General features: G+C 35.9%; 16 protein-coding genes and 12 tRNA genes. 21 read left to right on the top strand and 7 right to left on the bottom strand.

The window, feature by feature from the left end; genetic code table 11:
* Nucleotides 1-21 precede the first annotated feature (21 nt).
* The 12 genes from FJN11_RS09455 (at nt 22) to FJN11_RS09400 (ending at nt 1,045) form a co-directional block, all read left to right on the top strand.
* Nucleotides 22-94: transfer RNA gene (locus tag FJN11_RS09455), tRNA-Val, on the top strand.
* A 5-nt stretch (nt 95-99) separates the two neighbouring features.
* A tRNA-Gly gene (locus tag FJN11_RS09450) sits at nt 100-170 on the top strand.
* A 34-nt stretch (nt 171-204) separates the two neighbouring features.
* Nucleotides 205-278, top strand: a tRNA-Ile gene (locus FJN11_RS09445).
* A gap of 8 nt (nt 279-286) precedes the next feature.
* Nucleotides 287-358 (top strand) — tRNA-Glu (locus FJN11_RS09440).
* 4 nt (nt 359-362) lie between these two features.
* Nucleotides 363-452, top strand: a tRNA-Ser gene (locus tag FJN11_RS09435).
* A 10-nt stretch (nt 453-462) separates the two neighbouring features.
* Nucleotides 463-536 (top strand) — tRNA-Met (locus FJN11_RS09430).
* Nucleotides 537-539: 3 nt separating this feature from the next.
* Nucleotides 540-612: transfer RNA gene (locus tag FJN11_RS09425), tRNA-Phe, on the top strand.
* A gap of 12 nt (nt 613-624) precedes the next feature.
* A tRNA-Tyr gene (locus tag FJN11_RS09420) sits at nt 625-705 on the top strand.
* Between the two features lie 4 nt (nt 706-709).
* Nucleotides 710-780, top strand: a tRNA-Trp gene (locus FJN11_RS09415).
* A 14-nt stretch (nt 781-794) separates the two neighbouring features.
* A tRNA-His gene (locus tag FJN11_RS09410) sits at nt 795-867 on the top strand.
* Nucleotides 868-880: 13 nt separating this feature from the next.
* Nucleotides 881-952 (top strand) — tRNA-Gln (locus tag FJN11_RS09405).
* Between the two features lie 9 nt (nt 953-961).
* Nucleotides 962-1,045, top strand: a tRNA-Leu gene (locus FJN11_RS09400).
* A gap of 70 nt (nt 1,046-1,115) precedes the next feature.
* Here the strand turns inward: FJN11_RS09400 and FJN11_RS09395 are convergent.
* The 6 genes from FJN11_RS09395 to FJN11_RS09370 form a co-directional block, all read right to left on the bottom strand.
* Complete coding sequence (locus FJN11_RS09395) at nt 1,116-2,258, bottom strand: tyrosine-type recombinase/integrase (protein ID WP_061866437.1); 1,143 nt, start codon at nt 2,256-2,258, stop codon at nt 1,116-1,118.
* Nucleotides 2,259-2,310: 52 nt separating this feature from the next.
* Nucleotides 2,311-2,649, bottom strand: a complete 339-nt coding sequence (locus FJN11_RS09390) for a DUF771 domain-containing protein (protein WP_061863769.1) — start codon at nt 2,647-2,649, stop codon at nt 2,311-2,313.
* 64 nt (nt 2,650-2,713) lie between these two features.
* Entirely contained in the window at nt 2,714-4,042 is a 1,329-nt protein-coding gene (locus FJN11_RS09385; protein ID WP_061863770.1) for a Rep family protein, read from the bottom strand.
* A gap of 232 nt (nt 4,043-4,274) precedes the next feature.
* Nucleotides 4,275-4,859 carry a hypothetical protein gene (locus FJN11_RS09380; protein WP_061865078.1) on the bottom strand — a complete coding sequence of 195 codons (585 nt, stop codon included), beginning with the start codon at nt 4,857-4,859 and terminating at the stop codon, nt 4,275-4,277.
* Nucleotides 4,856-6,025, bottom strand: a complete 1,170-nt coding sequence (locus FJN11_RS09375) for an FtsK/SpoIIIE domain-containing protein (protein WP_061863772.1) — start codon at nt 6,023-6,025, stop codon at nt 4,856-4,858. The genes FJN11_RS09380 and FJN11_RS09375 overlap by 4 nt, the downstream gene beginning before the upstream one ends.
* Nucleotides 6,026-6,028: 3 nt before the next feature.
* The gene (locus FJN11_RS09370) at nt 6,029-6,388 is read right to left on the bottom strand and encodes a hypothetical protein (protein WP_061863773.1); all 360 of its coding nucleotides are present in this window, start codon (nt 6,386-6,388) and stop codon (nt 6,029-6,031) included.
* Nucleotides 6,389-6,555: 167 nt separating this feature from the next.
* On the opposite strand from FJN11_RS09370, the gene FJN11_RS09365 reads away from it, so the two are divergent.
* Nucleotides 6,556-7,389, top strand: coding sequence for a hypothetical protein (locus FJN11_RS09365; protein ID WP_061865079.1), 834 nt, complete (start codon nt 6,556-6,558; stop codon nt 7,387-7,389).
* 91 nt (nt 7,390-7,480) lie between these two features.
* Here FJN11_RS09365 and FJN11_RS09360 read toward each other — a convergent pair whose 3' ends face one another.
* Nucleotides 7,481-7,810: a helix-turn-helix domain-containing protein gene (locus tag FJN11_RS09360; RefSeq protein WP_061863774.1), complete on the bottom strand. Its 330-nt coding sequence runs from the start codon at nt 7,808-7,810 to the stop codon at nt 7,481-7,483.
* 152 nt (nt 7,811-7,962) lie between these two features.
* Between FJN11_RS09360 and FJN11_RS09355 the strand changes: the two genes are divergently transcribed.
* From FJN11_RS09355 to FJN11_RS09315, 8 genes are all read left to right on the top strand, one after another.
* Complete coding sequence (locus FJN11_RS09355; protein WP_140224556.1) at nt 7,963-10,485, top strand: SEC10/PgrA surface exclusion domain-containing protein; 2,523 nt, start codon at nt 7,963-7,965, stop codon at nt 10,483-10,485.
* Nucleotides 10,486-10,567: 82 nt separating this feature from the next.
* Entirely contained in the window at nt 10,568-11,191 is a 624-nt protein-coding gene (locus tag FJN11_RS09350; protein ID WP_124788088.1) for a hypothetical protein, read from the top strand.
* 431 nt (nt 11,192-11,622) lie between these two features.
* Nucleotides 11,623-12,900, top strand: coding sequence for a glutamate-cysteine ligase family protein (locus FJN11_RS09345; protein WP_140224554.1), 1,278 nt, complete (start codon nt 11,623-11,625; stop codon nt 12,898-12,900).
* Nucleotides 12,901-12,975: 75 nt separating this feature from the next.
* Nucleotides 12,976-14,460, top strand: a complete 1,485-nt coding sequence (thrC, locus tag FJN11_RS09340) for a threonine synthase (protein ID WP_061590007.1) — start codon at nt 12,976-12,978, stop codon at nt 14,458-14,460.
* 60 nt (nt 14,461-14,520) lie between these two features.
* Entirely contained in the window at nt 14,521-15,801 is a 1,281-nt protein-coding gene (locus FJN11_RS09335) for an MATE family efflux transporter (RefSeq protein ID WP_140224552.1), read from the top strand.
* A gap of 3 nt (nt 15,802-15,804) precedes the next feature.
* Nucleotides 15,805-16,428 carry an HAD family hydrolase gene (locus tag FJN11_RS09330; protein WP_049487279.1) on the top strand — a complete coding sequence of 208 codons (624 nt, stop codon included), beginning with the start codon at nt 15,805-15,807 and terminating at the stop codon, nt 16,426-16,428.
* 162 nt (nt 16,429-16,590) lie between these two features.
* Nucleotides 16,591-17,793 (top strand): LysM peptidoglycan-binding domain-containing protein, encoded by a 1,203-nt coding sequence (locus tag FJN11_RS09325; protein ID WP_049510068.1) that lies wholly within the window; start codon nt 16,591-16,593, stop codon nt 17,791-17,793.
* A gap of 319 nt (nt 17,794-18,112) precedes the next feature.
* Nucleotides 18,113-18,538: a MarR family winged helix-turn-helix transcriptional regulator gene (locus FJN11_RS09315; protein WP_181146414.1), complete on the top strand. Its 426-nt coding sequence runs from the start codon at nt 18,113-18,115 to the stop codon at nt 18,536-18,538.
* The last annotated feature ends 9 nt before the right edge of the window (nt 18,539-18,547 follow it).

Here is an 18,547-nt window from a genome sequence, read left to right as displayed (position 1 = left end):
TATGGAAGTCGCTTAGCTCTAGGGAGTTTAGCTCAGCTGGGAGAGCATCTGCCTTACAAGCAGAGGGTCAGCGGTTCGATCCCGTTAACTCCCATTTAAGCGGGTGTAGTTTAGTGGTAAAACTACAGCCTTCCAAGCTGTTGTCGCGAGTTCGATTCTCGTCACCCGCTTTGAACTTTGTTCAAATTACCAAGTTTTTAACTTGGGCGCGTAGCTCAGGTGGTTAGAGCGCACGCCTGATAAGCGTGAGGTCGGTGGTTCGAGTCCACTCGTGCCCATAAAGTTTGGTCCGTTGGTCAAGGGGTTAAGACACCGCCTTTTCACGGCGGTAACACGGGTTCGAATCCCGTACGGACTATTTTGGAGGATTACCCAAGTCCGGCTGAAGGGAACGGTCTTGAAAACCGTCAGGCGTGTAAAAGCGTGCGTGGGTTCGAATCCCACATCCTCCTTTTGTAATAACGCGGGATGGAGCAGCTCGGTAGCTCGTCGGGCTCATAACCCGAAGGTCGTAGGTTCAAATCCTGCTCCCGCAATAAGGCTCGGTAGCTCAGTTGGTAGAGCAATGGATTGAAGCTCCATGTGTCGGCGGTTCGATTCCGTCTCGCGCCATTTATATTTTTTGGAAGGGTAGCGAAGAGGCTAAACGCGGCGGACTGTAAATCCGCTCCTTCGGGTTCGGGGGTTCGAATCCCTCCCCTTCCATTTTACGGGCATAGTTTAAAGGTAGAACTAAGGTCTCCAAAACCTTCAGTGTGGGTTCAATTCCTACTGCCCGTGTTAATAGAATTATGGCGGGTGTGGTGAAGTGGTTAACACACCAGATTGTGGCTCTGGCATGCGTGGGTTCGATCCCCATCACTCGCCTATTTTATATTATTGGGGTATAGCCAAGCGGTAAGGCAAGGGACTTTGACTCCCTCATGCGTTGGTTCGAATCCAGCTACCCCAGTTACTATTTGCCGGCGTGGCGGAATTGGCAGACGCGCTGGACTCAAAATCCAGTGTCCGCAAGGACGTGCCGGTTCGACCCCGGCCGCCGGTATAGTATAGAGCTAAGGAACGTTGATAAATCAGCGTTCCTTTTCGATTTGGTCAACTTTTGGTCAATAATTCTATTTTTTAACTAAACTCGTCAGAACAGCACGAACTTTGTTATTTTCAATATCCGCTTTTTCCTTTATCAGATGGCCGTAAGTTTCAGTTATTTGCTTAATATCTCGATGCCCCATTAATTTTGAGACTGCCCAAATATCAACACCCATTCCTAACATTGTTGAACAATACGTGTGTCTCAGACCTGTGCTTGTCATAGTTTGAGGATAAATTTTCAAATCTTTTAAAATTTGTTTTAGATGCTTATTGATCCCTGCATTTGTTACAATCTTATAATTCAAATCTACTAAAACCATATTTTCGTGATTTGTAATTGTACCGTTTTCAATGAATACAGTCTGTTCTTGTTTTAATTTTTTTAGAATAGTTAAAGTATCGTTATCAACAGGAATTGTACGAATTGATTCTTCTGTTTTAGGATTTGCCCACCGTTTCCTAGCTGTATCATATCGTCTATAAGTTTTGATTTCTGAACTTTCCCACAATATACAATCCCATGTGAGACCTGCAACTTCTCCTGCACGCATTCCTGTTTTTAATTGAATTAACAATAGATAGGGAACTATAGAAGTAGCTAAATCAAGATTTTGTTCTAAATATGTTACTAACTTTTGATAATCTTGAAAACTATGAATATATTTTTCATCTTTTCTTTTTTTAGGGGGACGACCTGAAATAATGACACCTTCAGTAAAATCTTCGATATTGAGCTTATCTCGTTTCGCAAATACAATTACATTTCTAATTTCCGCATTCATTCTACTAACATTGTCACGACAGTTTGTTTCAGCGTACTTGTTTATAAAACCTTGATATTCGCTTGCTTTAATTTTCAAAGCTGGTTTGTCCTTGAAATATTCTTTGATAAACTTACCACGCAATAAATGTTTATTGAATGTAGAATCCGCTTTTCCTTGTGGTTTAACTGTTAATTCTAACCACTTTTCCCAAAGGGCATAGAATGTAATATTTTTATCAATGATTGCACCGTTTATCAATTTGAGTTCAAGAGCTAGTGCTTCAATTTCAGCTTCTCTTTTTGTCTTGAATCCTGAATTTGAAGCCACTACCTTTTTATTTTTATCAAATATTCTATAGTCCCATAAATTCTTTTTACCTCTTTTTCTGTATGAAACTGACATGATTACCTCTTTCTAAAAAGACAATAATCAAGATATTATCTTGATTATCGTATCATAAATTAAAGATTTCTGCAAAGTTTTCTTCAAAAAATTGTTTTGTTTTGCTAGCTAAGAAGTAGTACCGTCCACCCTGATTCTCTGGATATTTCACAAAACCATCTTTATTCTTTTCAATATCGATTTTTGAGCGAATATCTGGCTGATAAAGAACATGTTTTAATAACCAAGGTCGAGATACTGATAACATGTTTAAAACCTCATCTAAGCTAATATATTTCCCTTTTGAGGCTTGCTTTTTTAAATCAAGATATTCATCTTTTTCAACGATAATATGAGAAGCAGGCAACTGTACTTCTAAATTGTCTATTTTGATTAAAAACTTATCTGTCATATGAATTTTTCTCTTTCTGTGATAAAATAATGTATAGAAATAGTATTTACTGTTTCCATTAACTTTAGTTATCGCTGCACTCGCTTTGGTCGGTTGAGTCTGTAGTGATAACTTTTCTTTTACTGTCAATATTTTTTTCTTTCTTAATTCTTTCTAATATTTCTGAAGCAATTTTTCGAAATTCTTCTTCATTTTCTACACTTTTTAGTGAATACGTCTGTAATTTTTCAAATGCTTGTTTCGCTTTTTCTTTTAAATCACGTGTAGCTGTGTAATTCCATAATTCAATTTTGATAACTTTATTCTTTTCATCATGAACCATTTTGATTACAAATCTAATTCTTCTCATTAGCTGATGATATTCTTTATTTTTCTTACCAAACCACGAATCACACCAATCCCAATAAGTGTCTGAATTTGTGATAATTGTTAAATCATTAATGATATACGCATCTTTAAACCGTGAACTTAACTGTGTAGCTGAATCTGGTTCTAATACTTGAAACAGTTCTCTAAAAGTCATACCACAACTTGCATCTAATTCATTTATTATAATTGTTTTTTCCCCTTTATAACCTGAACCCAAATCAAAACGCTTTTTATTTATTGATGGGGTATGCGCGCCTAATCTATCATGTTCTTCTGCCAGTAAGCGAGCTAAATAGGATTTTCCTGTTCCCCCTTCAGCTTGAATATAAATACCTGAATGATTTCGTTCGCCCTTACTCATACGAATAAACTCTTTCTGAATATATTCTTGTCTGTTTTCCTCAAATTGTCTTTTATTTGAGTTCCACGCTTTTTGTGCTATTCGTTGAGTAAATTGCTCAAATAATTGTTGTTTTACTTCCGTTATAAGTAACCCTTCCTCTGAAATTTGATAACTTAACTCTAAACAATATTCATCGATTTCTAAACCACTATCAGACTTTTCTTTGCTATGATTTTTGATTTTTCCCATGATATCATCGATATAATTTGCATTTTCTGATGAAATAACGTCTTTGACCTCATAGGGAAATTTGTGTTCTTCCATGTTACGTTCATTCCTATGTGTAAGATATCTGCATGTTTTAATTGAACTACGAACAAATTCTAAATTTTGTTCCCTTGAAATTGATAGAGCTTTAAATACTGATGAGTAAGTATGAGCATGCTTAAAATCAATATAAAAATGTGCATGCAATGGTTTTGAACTTCCGTCATCTTTTAAATCTTTATCGTGAAAAATAATATGATACCTATCTTCTTCATTTTTACAATAGTCTTTAATTCGTTGAATAACTGATTCACGAAAATCTTTTTCAGTTAATTCTGAATTTGCATTATGTTCATATTCAAATGAAATTTGACCAAAAAATTTTCGTTTTCTATCATTTTGATTAATTTTCATAAAAATCCTTTCTGTTTTTGACACAAAATAAAGAGTATGTGTTGATTTTGAGTTGTTGTGATATGGTTTGGATGTGGATGCACAGACGGAGAAAACTGTGCATCCACATTCAAACAAGCATCATATTTACTTGACACATCACAACATAAAATTCTTATTCATTAGACGTGAATTGTTTAAAATTTATGGTGCTGGTGTACTTGCTTACCTTCAGTAGCAGTACACCGCACCTTTATTTTTTTCTAAATGCTGTTGAGATGAATGTTCTACTATTTTCTAATCTAATAAAATCATTAAATAAGTAATTACTGTCTAGCTGGTTTAATTCTCTTTTTGCTTGTGCCAATAATTCTTCCATAATATTATAACTTTCACAATTTGCTGGGAAAGTCCATTTTGCAACAGCCCTGTCTTTATAGTAAATGACAGTTAATGTCAGTAGAGAACGATTCGCTTTTCTGATAATTTCTTGTTTTGAATTACTGTAGCGAGAAGATTCTTCTAGACTTGGTTCTACATTTATCTGTCTACAAAATCGTCTCATTTGCCATGTCGCGACGTATGATTTGATGCTATTCCTGAAATAATCAAACTCAGCATTCCGAAATGCAAAATCTATATTAATTATGAATAGTAATAATAAAAATGATAAACTTGCAATTAAACGTAATACTGAAATAAAAACAATAAAATTAAAAAATGTTTCTAAATGTGTTTGAAAAATGAAAAATGTAGCTAAACGTTCAAAAATGAAGAATATTAATGAAATAAAAATTGTAAAATTAATTACATTATATTTATTGAAATAATTACTCATGTACCTTTTTCCTTTCTAATATCATATGTTGGGGTTAACAAGGGCATAATGTGAGTTCTGTGTTCGCTATCTGTAAACTTGATAATACCTGTACCAATTCCAGTAGGAACTACAATATTATCGACATTAGTGTTGGGTAGCAAAAATTGGCAAGTATTCGCATTTATCTCACCTAAGATACAAATACAGTTAATTTGTTCACGTACTGCTGTATTACCTCCAAAAGCAGTTGCATCAAATCGTTGACTTAATAAAATTAGACTAATATTTGTTTGCCTACCAAGTAAAGCAATTGTTCCTAGTAACTGAGAAAATGCTTCACGTGCTTGTTTTGAACTACCTTGTACCAATGCTAACAGCTCATCAATAACAATATAAATACGTTCAAACTGAGTTTCTGGTTTTGTTAGTAATGTTTCTTGACGTTCGTATATCTTATGAATGATACGAGCTAATAATTCGTTGACTTCGGTAATAAAACTATTCAAGTTTGAACCCTTGATTGGAGAGAACACTTCTAAATTTAGCTCCTTAGCTAATAAAAAGATATCTGACAATTTAGGGTCAATACAGATGATTTGATTTGTGATTGATTTTAAACAGTGGATGAGATATTGAACAAAATGAGTTTTCCCTGAACCACTGGAACCGCTTATTGCAAGATGGACTACTTTTGTCATATCAATTGATACAGTATTTGACATTATCGGAATATGTTTCTCTGATACCTTTTCTTTAATAAAAGTTTGTAAATTACCTATCTTTAAACGTTTGGGTATCCCGTCAATCCAAGGAAAGAAAAATGCACGTGCTTGATTTTCGTTAGTTGTATCATATGAGATAAAGTATGCATTATTTTGAGTTAATAGCGTTTTAAAAGGATATAGAATACCAGAACAAATTGCATATAAATCAAAATACAATTTCGTATCAATCGGATACGATACAGGTAAATTTGGAATGAATAAAAATCCAGTATCATTACTCAGAACTTTTATATCAAATGAGTTTAAATAAGATGATTCATCATTAATATTGAGAGCATTATTCAAATTTCGAAGAATAAATTGTTCTAACTCGTATTTATTTTTACCAAATTCAGTAGTGTCAGAAATAACCGCTTCTGACACTTTCTGAGTTTGGCTTTTATTAATTAAAAAAGCCATGCATTATTTTCCTTTCTTCTTAATATCTTTTGCCCTGAAATATAGCTGTCCAAATTTATTCTCAAATGCTTCTAAGTCTTCAAATTCAACAATATCTCCGATATCAATCTTAGACAGAACTGGTTTATTCTCAGGTAAAAACTTGACTTTGAAAGGATTGTGATTGTCAGTTGCAACGTAAATTTGATAACCTAAAATTTTATCAGTACGTTTCATTTTTTCTTTACCCTTAACAATTTCACCAGTTTTTTCGAATTCATATTGAGTCTCAATTTGTTTACCTACCAACTTAACAACTTCATCTGAAAGAGCCTCTTCTGCTAGACTAGAACTATAACCATTTACTTTTTTGAAAAATACCATCACTGGTACCTCCTTTGTTAATTTTTTTTGATAGCTATCAACTATCATAAGTCCATTATAGCTAAAATATTGGGTTTGGATTGCGTTAAAAAAATTGGATTAAAAACTAGAAACCACCCAAGTTTTATGTTATACTAGTAGTATCAATTAAAGAAAAGAGGTACTACATGAAATTAGATGAAGAAATTTATAGAATGATTAGTCAACGCGTGAAATATAGAAAAAAAGATAAAAAATTGCAAAATATTGATATTTTGTTAAATGACCCTAATGTTGTTAGTAATATTGTAAATAATAAAAGATATAAAAAAAATCCGTATCTTTTGACACCAACCTATGCTTTTGAAATTGTTAAAAATTTAAGGTTTACAGATTCATATACTTTAATTTGGGGAAATAAAATAGAACGTGAATCTTATTTCGGAATGTTGTTTTTTGCAGGTATGAATTATCTTTTAAAGAAAAAAACAGAGTTAATTGAAAAATCTTTGAGTTACTATGTCCCTCATGCTTATGACTTAGCTATTAGAGAATGGGAAAATAAATATGGTGATGGAATTAGCTTATTATTTCCAAATCTCAAGATTGATAAGGATAATGAGAATAGTTTATTAGCTATGCAACTTTTATACAATCATTACAAGGAAGAGTTTTTTGAAAGACATGCTAATTATTTTAGTAATTTGTATACTACAAAATTAGATAAAAAAATTACTAATTTTTTTGAAACTGAACTATTAGATATGATTTCAAACGGTACACTATTTAATAGAGGAAAAGAATTTATTGATTTAATTTTACAAACTTTATCATTGACTGCTGAAATGACAATTGATTCATTACCTGGCGATGATTCTAAATTTCATCCGCAACTTGATTTTTCTAAATCAGTAGATACATTTATAAAATCTATGATTCATTATCAAGAACAATTGGAAGGAGAAATAGTTTTAACCGATAGTTTAAATAGGTGGACTGTTGATTTGATGAATATAAAATAAAAACGCATAGCTCTAGCATGTTCGTCTAGAGTTATGCGTTTTTTTAAACTAAGCTATAGTTTAATTAGAAGTAAATAAAATCATTAAATTATCATTTTAAATTATTAAGTATGATATGGAATGCGGAGAGTATTTCTTTTTGTTTATTATCAGGTAAATTTTTTATATTCGTAATTAATTCAACAATTTCAGGATTTTCATCTTTTTTTGTAATATCAAAGAAAGATGAAATATCACATTCAAGAGCATTCATAACTTTTTCAAGGGTATTAATTGTTATATTTGTTTCGAGATGTTCAAGTTTGTAAACATAATTTGTTCCAAGGTCAGCTCGTTCTTCAATTTGTTCTTGTGTAAATCCTTTTTTCAACCTTAAAAGGCGGATTCGTTTTCCTACATACTTTCTTAATGATTGTTTCATACAATACCTCTCAAACTAAATATTACAGTATTTTTTTTACATATTTTAGTTCTTAAAAGATTGATTATGACTTTACAAGGTTGGTTGGATGTGCTATAATAAAATAAAAAAACAACTATATATAGTTGTTAATGGGGATTTTTGGAGATTTTATGTCAAACAAAACTATTAAAACTCTAACAACTTCAACAGCTATTGCTCTTGCATCTGTTGGTGGAACTGCATTTGCTCAAGAAGCTCAAGCGACTCCAGTACCATCTAACACTGCTGTTAATGAACATGCTCTTGTTACTAAAACTCAAGTGAAGCCACTTGAAAAGAGTGAAGTTCCTGCACCTTCTACAGTAAAACCTGCTCTTGACGCTCAAAAAGCTGTTGTTAAAGATGCTGAAGCTAAGATTGACACAGCTAAAGCTGATGTGAAAGCAAAAGAAGCTACTGTTGCTTCTGCTGAGAAAGAAGTAGCTACAGCTAATCAAGCTGTCAAAGATGCTGAAGCAACTACTGCTCAAGCAACACCTGAAAAAGTTGCTGAAGTAAAAGATGCTCAAGCTAAGAACCTTGAAGCTCAAACTGCTAACCAAAAAGCAACCGAAGCTACAAATGAACAAATCAAAGCTGAAACAAAAGCTCTTGCAGAAGAACAATCAGACGTGGCAACTGCTCAAGCTAACCTTGAACAAGCTAACAAAGATGTCCAAACTGCTGAACAAGCCGTTGCAAGCGCACAATCTGCTCTTGACGGTACTGGACTTGCTTCTGCTCAAAAAGACTTGAAAGACGCTCAAGCAGATGTCAAAGACGCAACTAAATCAGTCGCTGACGCTAAAACTGCAAAAGAAAACGCATCTAAAGCAGATGCCAACCGCGACCAAGCTATCAAATCAGCTGAAACAGATGTCAATACTAAAAATGACGCTGTCAAATTGGCTAAAGATAAACTTGCGAGCGCTACAGAACATGCTGACTCAGTTGAAAGCAAATTGCAATCAGCTCAAGCTGAATTGAAATCTGCTCAAGATAAATTGGTAAATACTGGTGTTGATACTGTAACAATCGCAGACTTGACTCAGTTCAAGAAAGATAAAGCCGAAGGCGACTCAGACTTCATGACTGACTCTGGTGCTACTGTTATTGAAAACTCTTCAACAAAAATCAGCGAAGCTGATAAAAAACGTACAGTTGACGCAGAACACTTAACTGATGAAGAATTACTTGAAGTTGCTCATTATAACCTTCAAGTCGTAAATACAATCCGTAAACAACTAGGATTAAAAGAACTTGAATTGAATACTGGTTCAATGAAATCAGCTAAAAATCAAGCTGAAAAATACGTAAAACGCAATAAAACAATTTCTGAAGCAGGACATTTAGCTGGTGATTACTTTGGTGAAAATGCTTCTAACTTGCGAGAAGCTACAACAATGTATGAATTGAAACAAACAGTTTACAATGCAGTAATGACAATGACATTTGCTGATGCACCAGCTAAATGGTCTCACTTGAAAAACATTGTGACATCATCATCAGACCTTGGTGTATCTATTGCTAAATTCGGTGGTTACAATACATTGATTAACGTTGTTGGTATCTATTCTGGTGAGAAATTAACCAAAGAAACTGACACAGTATCCCTTGAAAAAGCTGTCGCAACAGCTAAAGCAAATGTTGAACAAGCTAAAACTGCATCAGAAAATGCTAAGAATGCTTTGACAAAAGCTTCAACTGATTACGCAAGCGCACTCAGCTTGAAAACTGAAGCTGAAAAAGTCCTCGCTGACGCAATGGCTACTCCACTTCAAGCTCAAGTTGCTGAAAACAACCTACGTTTGGCAGAAATTGCTCTTGAGAATGCAAAAGCTCGTGAAGCTAAAGCAAATGATGCAGTTGCAAACTTCTCAGCAAGTCTAGCTGACAAGAAAGTTGCTCTTGAAAACGCTCAAAAAGCACTTGACGAAGTTAAAGCTGTTCAAACAACTGCGTCACAAGCTCTTGCAGATGCTTCAGCTAAAATAAAAGCTCAAGAAGATAAAGTAAACACTTTAAACAAACAAAGTGCTAAACTTCTTGAAGAAAAAGATGTTCTTGTTAAAGAAGCTAAGAAATTGGCTGAACAATTGCAAGCATATTTGGACGCACCTGCTAAACTAGCAACTGCTCAAGATATGAAAACAAAAGCTGAAGCTAAACTTGAAACAGCAAAAGCTGAACTCAAGACTGCACAGTCTGCTCTTGAAAAATTGTTGTCTGCATACCGTACAGAACACGCTAAGTTGGTAGACTTGCAAACAGAATATGACGCACTCGTTGACCTTGCAGAAAAAGCTCAAGAAAACGTTGTTGCCAAATTGCCTGACGGAACAGTGATCGCAGTCCCTAAAGTAGCTCCAACTGCTGAAGCACTTCCTGAAGTCAATGTTGACGAATTGCAAAAAGCTCTTGCAACTGGTAAAGAAGTGACTTTGGATGCTCAAGGAAATGTTGTTGTGAAGGAAAAACGTGAAACATATTCAGCGCCTGCTGTTAAACCAGTAGAAAACGAAAAAATGAGTTACTCACGAGTAGAAAAATCAAAAACTTTACCAAATACTGGAGAAACTTCAAGTGTTGTGATGTTGGTATTTGGTGCAATTCTTGGCACATTTGGACTTGTAACAGTACGCAGAAAGAATTAGAATAATAAAAAATCTTCTTATCTATATAGGAAGATTTTTATTAAAATATATTAGAAGAAAGATATAATGTGAGGGTTAAAAAATGAGAACTCCTAAAAAATATAGTGATTTAATTAAGAAGAAAGAAATAACAAATAAAATTATTGCGGAGTGTATATATTCTGTTAATAAAAGAGCAAAAAACTATCGAGATAAGATGGAAGATTATAAGCAAGCTGGATTCTACAAATACAAAGAAAATAATATTGAAAATGCAAAAGAACAGAAAGAAAAATACTATAGTATGAAAGAAGATTTATTATTAAACTTCAGCCCAAAATTAATTCATAAACAGTATGTAGGTGAGAAAAGCCAACGAGTCTATAGTTATCAAAAAAATTATGAAAAACTATATAATGAAAAAAGAAATGATATTGTTTGGGAAAATAGTTACTATGACTACGATAGAAATAAGGAAGTTGAATTTTTTGATTATAGTTTAGGTGAGAAAAAATATTTATATTTCTTGTATTATGAAATCGGTGAATATAGTTTTCATACCCCAATTACAGAAGAAAGGGTAGAAAAAAATACTCAATTAGAAATAAAAGAAATAGATGAGAACTTTCAAACTCATGGAGCTGATATAGTAGATTTACTCTCAACACAATTTGTTCAAAAAGTAATAGACTTGTTAGATAGTGGAGATTATACAATTATAGAATAATTAAAAAAATCTTCTTATTATAAATAGGAAGATTTTTTGGATTCACAAAACTAGTTGAAAAGACTGCGCTATTTAAACTAGTTTTGAGAATAAATATTGGACTATACCAATTGTGCCGAACACGGTATCGAACTCTATATAAAAAATTGTGATTATTAAATTTTTAAACTTTGAAATTGCAGTGAAAACTAAAAATTTATTTGGTCAACCACTGGTCAATTTCCTTAATTTCAATACTAACTAGCGTGTGATAATATCTTGATTTAATCGCTTTCAACTTATTTATTTTAACTTATTTTAACGCTAGTTTGTTGGCCGCCGGTATAGTATAGAGTTAAGGAACGTTGTAAATCTTCGTTCCTTTTTTATATTATTTTTGGTATAATAATAGTTATTCAAATTTTATTTAGATTATGAAAGTGTAGGGAAGTATGTCTCGTTCTATCGATTTATTAAAACATCGGTATTTGAAAAATATTAAAGAAAATCCTGAATTGTTTCTCGGGATTGAGCTGGAATATCCTATTGTAAACTTGGAAGGGAATGCTACAGATGTTGAAGTTATCAAATGCTTATTCCGATATTTAGTTTCTGCTATGAATTTTACTGTCGAAAAGGTAGATGATTTTGGGACTCCTATTCAGTTAGTGGATCCAGTAAGTCAGGATACTATTTTATTTGAAGTTTCCTATACTACGATTGAGTTTGCATTTGGTAAGGCTGAAACGATACAAGAAGTTGAAGAACGTTTTAGTATTTATATGGGAGCAATCCAGAAGAAGTTAGCTGAATCAAATCATGCTATTGTCGGCTGTGGTATTCATCCCAACTGGGATAAAAATGAGAATTGTCCAGTGGCTTTCCCACGGTATCGCATGCTGATGGACTATTTGAATTTGAGTAGAAATGTGACTAAATCAGACTTGCATCATTTCCCTGAATATGGTGCTTTTATCTGTGGGAGTCAGGTACAGTTGGATGTTTCAAAGTTTAACTACTTACGAGTGATTAATGCTTTTACCCAAATTGAAGCGGCTAAGGCTTATTTATTTGCCAATTCTGAGTTTTCAGGTGAGGATTGGGATACGAGAATTGCAAGGGATATTTTCTGGGAAGAATCGATGCATGGTATCTATCCAGAAAACGTCGGGGTCAATGCTAGACTCTTTAAAGATGAGGATGATTTTTTTGATTATCTAGATCATTCTGCAATTTTTACTGCGGAACGTGATGAACAAACCTATTATTTTTATCCGATTCAGGCGAGGGACTATTTGGCTACACCTGAAATTCAAGCATATGCACTTAATGGGGATGAGATTATTATTTATCCTCAAGAGAAGGATTTTGGAACACATCGTAGTTATCAGTATCAAGACTTAACGACTCGAGGAACAGTTGAGTTTCGTAGTGTGTGTACTCAACCTCTAGATAGAACCTTCGCTTCAGCAGCTTTTCACTTAGGATTGTTGGTTAATTTAGATAAGTTAGAAGCTTACTTAGAAGCAGCGCTTTTCTTTAAAGAATTTGGGAAAAATTATAAGTTTTTAAGACGACAATTTTCTAAGAAGAAGCTTACAGATGAGGAAGAAACTGCGATTATTGAAATTTCCAAAGACTTACTCCTGCTAGCCGAGGAAGGACTGGAGATGAGAAATAAGCAAGAAATGACCTACTTACAGCCTTTGAAAGAAGAATTGAGCCTATAATTTCTCTTGTAAAAGGAGAATTTTCTGAAAAATCATGATATAATGGATGAGACTATAGATAAAGGATAGAGAGTAATGACATTAGTTTATCAATCAACGCGTGATGCCAACAATACAGTAACTGCTAGCCAAGCTATTTTGCAAGGTTTGGCGACGGACGGTGGTTTATTTACACCGGTTACTTATCCAAAGGTAGATTTGGACTTTGACAAATTGAAAGATGCTTCTTATCAGGAAGTTGCTAAGATTGTTTTGTCAGCATTTTTAGATGACTTTACAGCTGAAGAGTTGGACTACTGTATCAACAATGCCTACGATAGCAAGTTTGATACTCCAGCTATCGCACCATTAGTGAAATTAGACGGGCAATATAACTTGGAACTTTTCCATGGTTCAACAATTGCTTTTAAGGATATGGCCTTGTCTATTTTGCCATACTTTATGACAACAGCTGCTAAGAAGGATGGTTTGGAGAACAAGATTGTCATCTTAACAGCGACATCTGGTGATACTGGGAAAGCTGCTATGGCAGGGTTTGCGGATGTACCTGGTACTGAGATTATCGTTTTTTATCCAAAGGATGGTGTCAGCAAGGTACAAGAGTTGCAAATGACCACTCAAACTGGTGACAATACTCATGTTATTGCTATTGATGGTAACTTTGACGATGCGCAAACTAGCGTCAAACATATGTTTAACGATGTAGCCCTTCGTGAGAAGTTGGCAGCCAACAAGTTGCAATTTTCATCAGCTAACTCTATGAACATTGGTCGTTTGGTGCCACAGATTGTTTATTATGTTTATGCCTATGCTCAGTTGGTCAAGACTGGTGAGATTGTGGCTGGTGATAAGGTCAACTTTACAGTACCAACAGGAAACTTTGGAAATATCTTGGCTGCCTTTTATGCTAAGCAAATTGGCCTACCAGTTGGCAAATTAATCTGTGCTTCAAATGATAACAATGTTTTGACAGACTTCTTCAAGACACGTGTTTACGATAAGAAACGTGAGTTTAAGGTAACAACTAGCCCATCTATGGATATCTTGGTATCTTCAAACTTGGAGCGTCTCATTTTCCATCTTTTGGGTAATGATGCGGTTAAAACAGCTGAACTCATGAATGCTTTGAATACACAAGGTCAATATGAGTTGACTAATTTTGATGCAGAGATTCTTGATCTCTTTGCGGCTGAATATGCTACTGAGGAGGAAACAGCGGCAGAAATCAAGCGTGTTTATGAGTCAGATTCTTATATCGAGGATCCACATACGGCGGTTGCCTCGGCAGTTTATAAGAAATACCAAGCGGCTACTGGCGATGCGACTAAGACGGTGATTGCTTCAACAGCTAGTCCATACAAGTTCCCAGTAGTTGCAGTAGAAGCTGTAACAGGGAAAGTTGGCTTGACTGACTTTGAAGCCTTGGCTCAATTACATGACATTTCAGGCGTTGCAGTGCCACCAGCAGTTGATGGGCTTGAAACAGCTCCTGTTCGTCATAAGACAACTGTTGCAGCAACAGACATGCAAGTAGCGGTTGAGGCTTATCTAGGACTTTAAGACAGAGGGAGTAAACTCGGTTGGGAAACCAACTGAGTTTCTTTTCATCAGGAGGAAGGATTGTTTAAGAAAAATAAAGACATTCTTAATATTGCCTTACCAGCTATGGGCGAAAACTTTTTGCAGATGCTCATGGGAATGGTGGATAGTTACTTGGTAGCCCACTTGGGCTTGATAGCTATTTCGGGTGTATCAGTAGCTGGCAATATTATCACGATTTACCAAGCGATTTTCATCGCTCTGGGAGCTGCTATTTCCAGTGTTATTTCAAAAAGTTTGGGGCAGAAGGATCAATCTATGCTAGCCTATCATGTGACTGAGGCGTTGAAGATTACCTTATTATTAAGTTTCCTTTTAGGAGCTTTGTCCATCTTCGCTGGGCAAGAGATGATAGGACTATTGGGAACGGAGAGGGCTGTAGCTGAGAGTGGTGGACTGTATCTATCTTTGGTAGGCGGATCGATTGTTCTCTTAGGTTTAATGACTAGTCTGGGAGCCTTGATTCGTGCAACACATAATCCACGTCTGCCTCTCTATGTTAGTTTTTTATCTAATGCCTTGAATATTCTTTTTTCAAGTCTAGCTATTTTTGTTCTGGATATGGGAATAGCTGGTGTTGCTTGGGGGACAATTCTGTCTCGTTTGATAGGTCTTGTGATTTTATGGTCGCAATTAAAGCTGCCTTTTGAGAAACCGACTTTTGGTTTAGATAAGGAACTATTGACCTTAGCTTTGCCAGCAACTGGAGAGCGGCTCATGATGCGGGCTGGAGATGTCGTTATCATTGCCTTGGTCGTTTCTTTTGGAACGGAGGCGGTGGCGGGAAATGCAGTCGGAGAAGTCTTGACTCAGTTTAACTACATGCCTGCCTTTGGCGTCGCTACGGCAACGGTCATGCTGGTGGCCCGAGCGGTTGGAGAGGATAATTGGAATAGAGTAGATAAGTTGAGTAAACAAACCTTTGGGCTTTCTCTGGTCCTCATGTTACCCTTGACCTTCAGTATCTATGCTTTGGGTATACCACTAACTCATCTCTATACGACTGATTCTCTAGCGGTGGAGGCTAGTGTTCTAGTGACACTTTTTTCACTACTTGGTGCTCCTATGACGATAGGAACAGTCATCTATACAGCAGTTTGGCAGGGTTTGGGCAATGCTCGGCTTCCCTTTTATGCGACAAGTACAGGAATGTGGTGTATCCGCATTGGAACAGGATATCTGATGGGGATTGTGCTTGGTTGGGGCTTGCCTGGTATTTGGGCCGGAACTCTTTTGGATAATGGTTTTCGTTGGTTATTTCTACGTTACCGTTACCAACGCTATATGAGCTTGAAAGGATAGGAAATGCAAAAAACAGCTTTTATTTGGGATTTAGACGGGACTTTATTGGACTCTTATGAAGCGATTTTATCAGGAATTGAGGAGACTTTTGCTCAGTTTGCTATTCCTTATGATAAAGGGAAGGTGAGGGAGTTTATTCTCAAGTATTCTGTGCAGGATTTGCTTGTGCAGGTGGCAGAAGAGCGAAAGCTAGATGTGGAAGTGCTAAATCAGGTGCGTGCACAGAGTCTGGCTGAAAAAAATGCCCAGGTAGTCTTAATGCCAGGTGCGCGTGAGATGCTAGCATGGGCAGACCAAGCAGGAATTCAGCAGTTTGTTTACACTCATAAGGGAGACAATGCTCTTACCATTCTCAGAGACTTGGGTTTGGAGTCCTATTTTACGGAGATTTTAACAAGTCAGAGTGGCTTTGCGCGGAAGCCAAGTCCAGAAGCAGCTAACTATCTGATAGACAAGTATCAGCTAAATCCTGATAACACCTATTATATAGGGGACCGGACTCTGGATGTGGAATTTGCCCAGAATAGTGGGATTCAAAGCCTCAACTTTTTAGAGTCGACTTATGAAGGTAATCACAGGATTCAAGCGTTATCAGATATTTCCCATATTTTTGAGACTGTGCGATAAAAAGATTGTGTCAGTTTTGTGACAGAGACCTAACAAACTATTTCAAGTAACCGAGTTTGTTACAAGGAATAGACAGTTCTGTTAAATAGGCCCGAGAGGGCTTTTTTTCTGCTTTTTTTGTGTTATCATAGACAGGTACTCATTTGAAAGGAATTTGAAAGAATGAAGAAAAGAATATTATTAGCCTCAACAGTAGCCTTGTCATTTGCCCCAGTATTGGCAACTCAAGCAGAAGAAGTTCTTTGGACTGCACGTAGTGTTGAGCAAATCCAAAACGATTTGACTAAAACGGATAACAAAACAAGTTATACCGTTCAGTATGGTGATACCTTGAGCACCATTGCAGAAGCCTTGGGTGTAGATGTCACAGTTCTTGCGAATTTGAATAAAATCACGAATATGGACTTGATTTTCCCAGAAACTGTTTTGACAACGACTGTCAATGAAGCAGAAGAAATAACGGAAGTTGAAATCCAAACACCTCAAGCGGCTTCTAGTGAAGAAGTGACAACTGCGACAGCAGATTTGACAACCAATCAAGTGACGGTTGATGATCAAACTGTTCAGGTTGCAGACCTTTCTCAACCGATTGCAGAAGCGCCAAAAGAGGTAGAAAATACAAGTACAAAAGAAGTAGCAACAAATTCAGAAGTTGCAGAGACAGTTGCTACTGCAGAAGAAGTGGCACCATCTACAGAGACTTCTGTCTCAGAGGAGCAAACAGCCGAAACAAGTAGTGCAGTTGCAGAGGCAGCTCCTCAGGCAACGACTCCAGCTGATAAGCATGAAATACAAGCAAGCCCTCAAGCTGAATCAGTAGTGGAAGCAACTACAACGCCAGTAGAAGAAAAAGCAACCGAAACAACTACAACAAGTTCAGAAGAAGTAAAAGAAGCCTCATCAAATGAAGCTACAACAGCAGTTTCTACTTATCAACCAGAAGAGACGAAAACAACTTCAGCAACTTACGCAGCTCCAGCAGCTCCAGATTATGCTGGACTTGCGGTAGCGAAATCTGAAAATGCAGGTCTTCAACCACAAACAGCTGCCTTTAAAGAAGAGATTGCCAACTTGTTTGGCATCACATCCTTTAGTGGTTACCGTCCAGGAGATAGTGGAGATCACGGAAAAGGTTTGGCTATCGATTTTATGGTGCCAGAAAGCTCAGAACTAGGGGATAAGATTGCGGAATACGCTATTCAAAACATGGCCAGCCGTGGTATTAGTTACATTATTTGGAAACAACGTTTCTATGCTCCATTCGATAGCAAATATGGGCCAGCTAATACTTGGAACCCAATGCCAGACCGCGGTAGTGTGACAGAAAATCACTATGACCACGTTCACGTTTCAATGAATGGATAAACCAGACTTGGTAATATCATTTTTACGAATGAGATTTAGCTTTCGTGATAGAAAGCGAGTCTCGTTCGTTTTTTCTTTGTCATACTCTTCGAAAATCTCTTTAAACCACGTCAGTTTTATCTGCAACCTCAAAGCTGTGCTTTGAGCAACCTACGGACAGCTTCCTAGTGTGCTCTTTAATTTTCATTGAGTATCAATATGAATGGGAAATGGAAGTTACCATTTTGTAATGATTGAAGCAACATTCTTGCAATCTATTTTAATTTATATTATACTTGATTAGTCAATTATTGATGAATCAATCGAAAAGAGAAAAGAAATGATAGAGATTCAAGATCTGCTTTATCAACTCCGCTTGTCTGAGCAAGCGAGTACGCAATTGTTTGAAAAAAGACTTGGGATTAGTTTGACACGGTATCAGATTTTACTGTTTTTATTGGAGAATTCTCCCTGTAATCAAATGGCGGTTCAGGAGCGTTTGAAGATTGATCAGGCTGCTTTGACACGACATTTCAAGATTCTGGAAAAGGAAGGTTTGGTGGAGCGTCATCGTAATCCTGAAAATCAGCGGGAAGTGTTGGTAGAGGCTACAAAGTATGCTAAGGAGCAGTTAGTGGTGAATCCTCCTCTGCAGCATACCAAAGTTAAGGAAGAGATGGAAAGTATCTTAACAGAGTCTGAAAGAACAGAACTTAGCCGTTTATTAAATAAATTGGTTTTGGGGATTGAAAATATAGAAATTTAAGGAGAAATA

The organism is Streptococcus symci, assembly GCF_006385165.1.
Classification (GTDB): Bacteria; Bacillota; Bacilli; order Lactobacillales; family Streptococcaceae; genus Streptococcus; species Streptococcus symci.
This window is presented reverse-complemented; position numbering and strand designations above follow the sequence as displayed.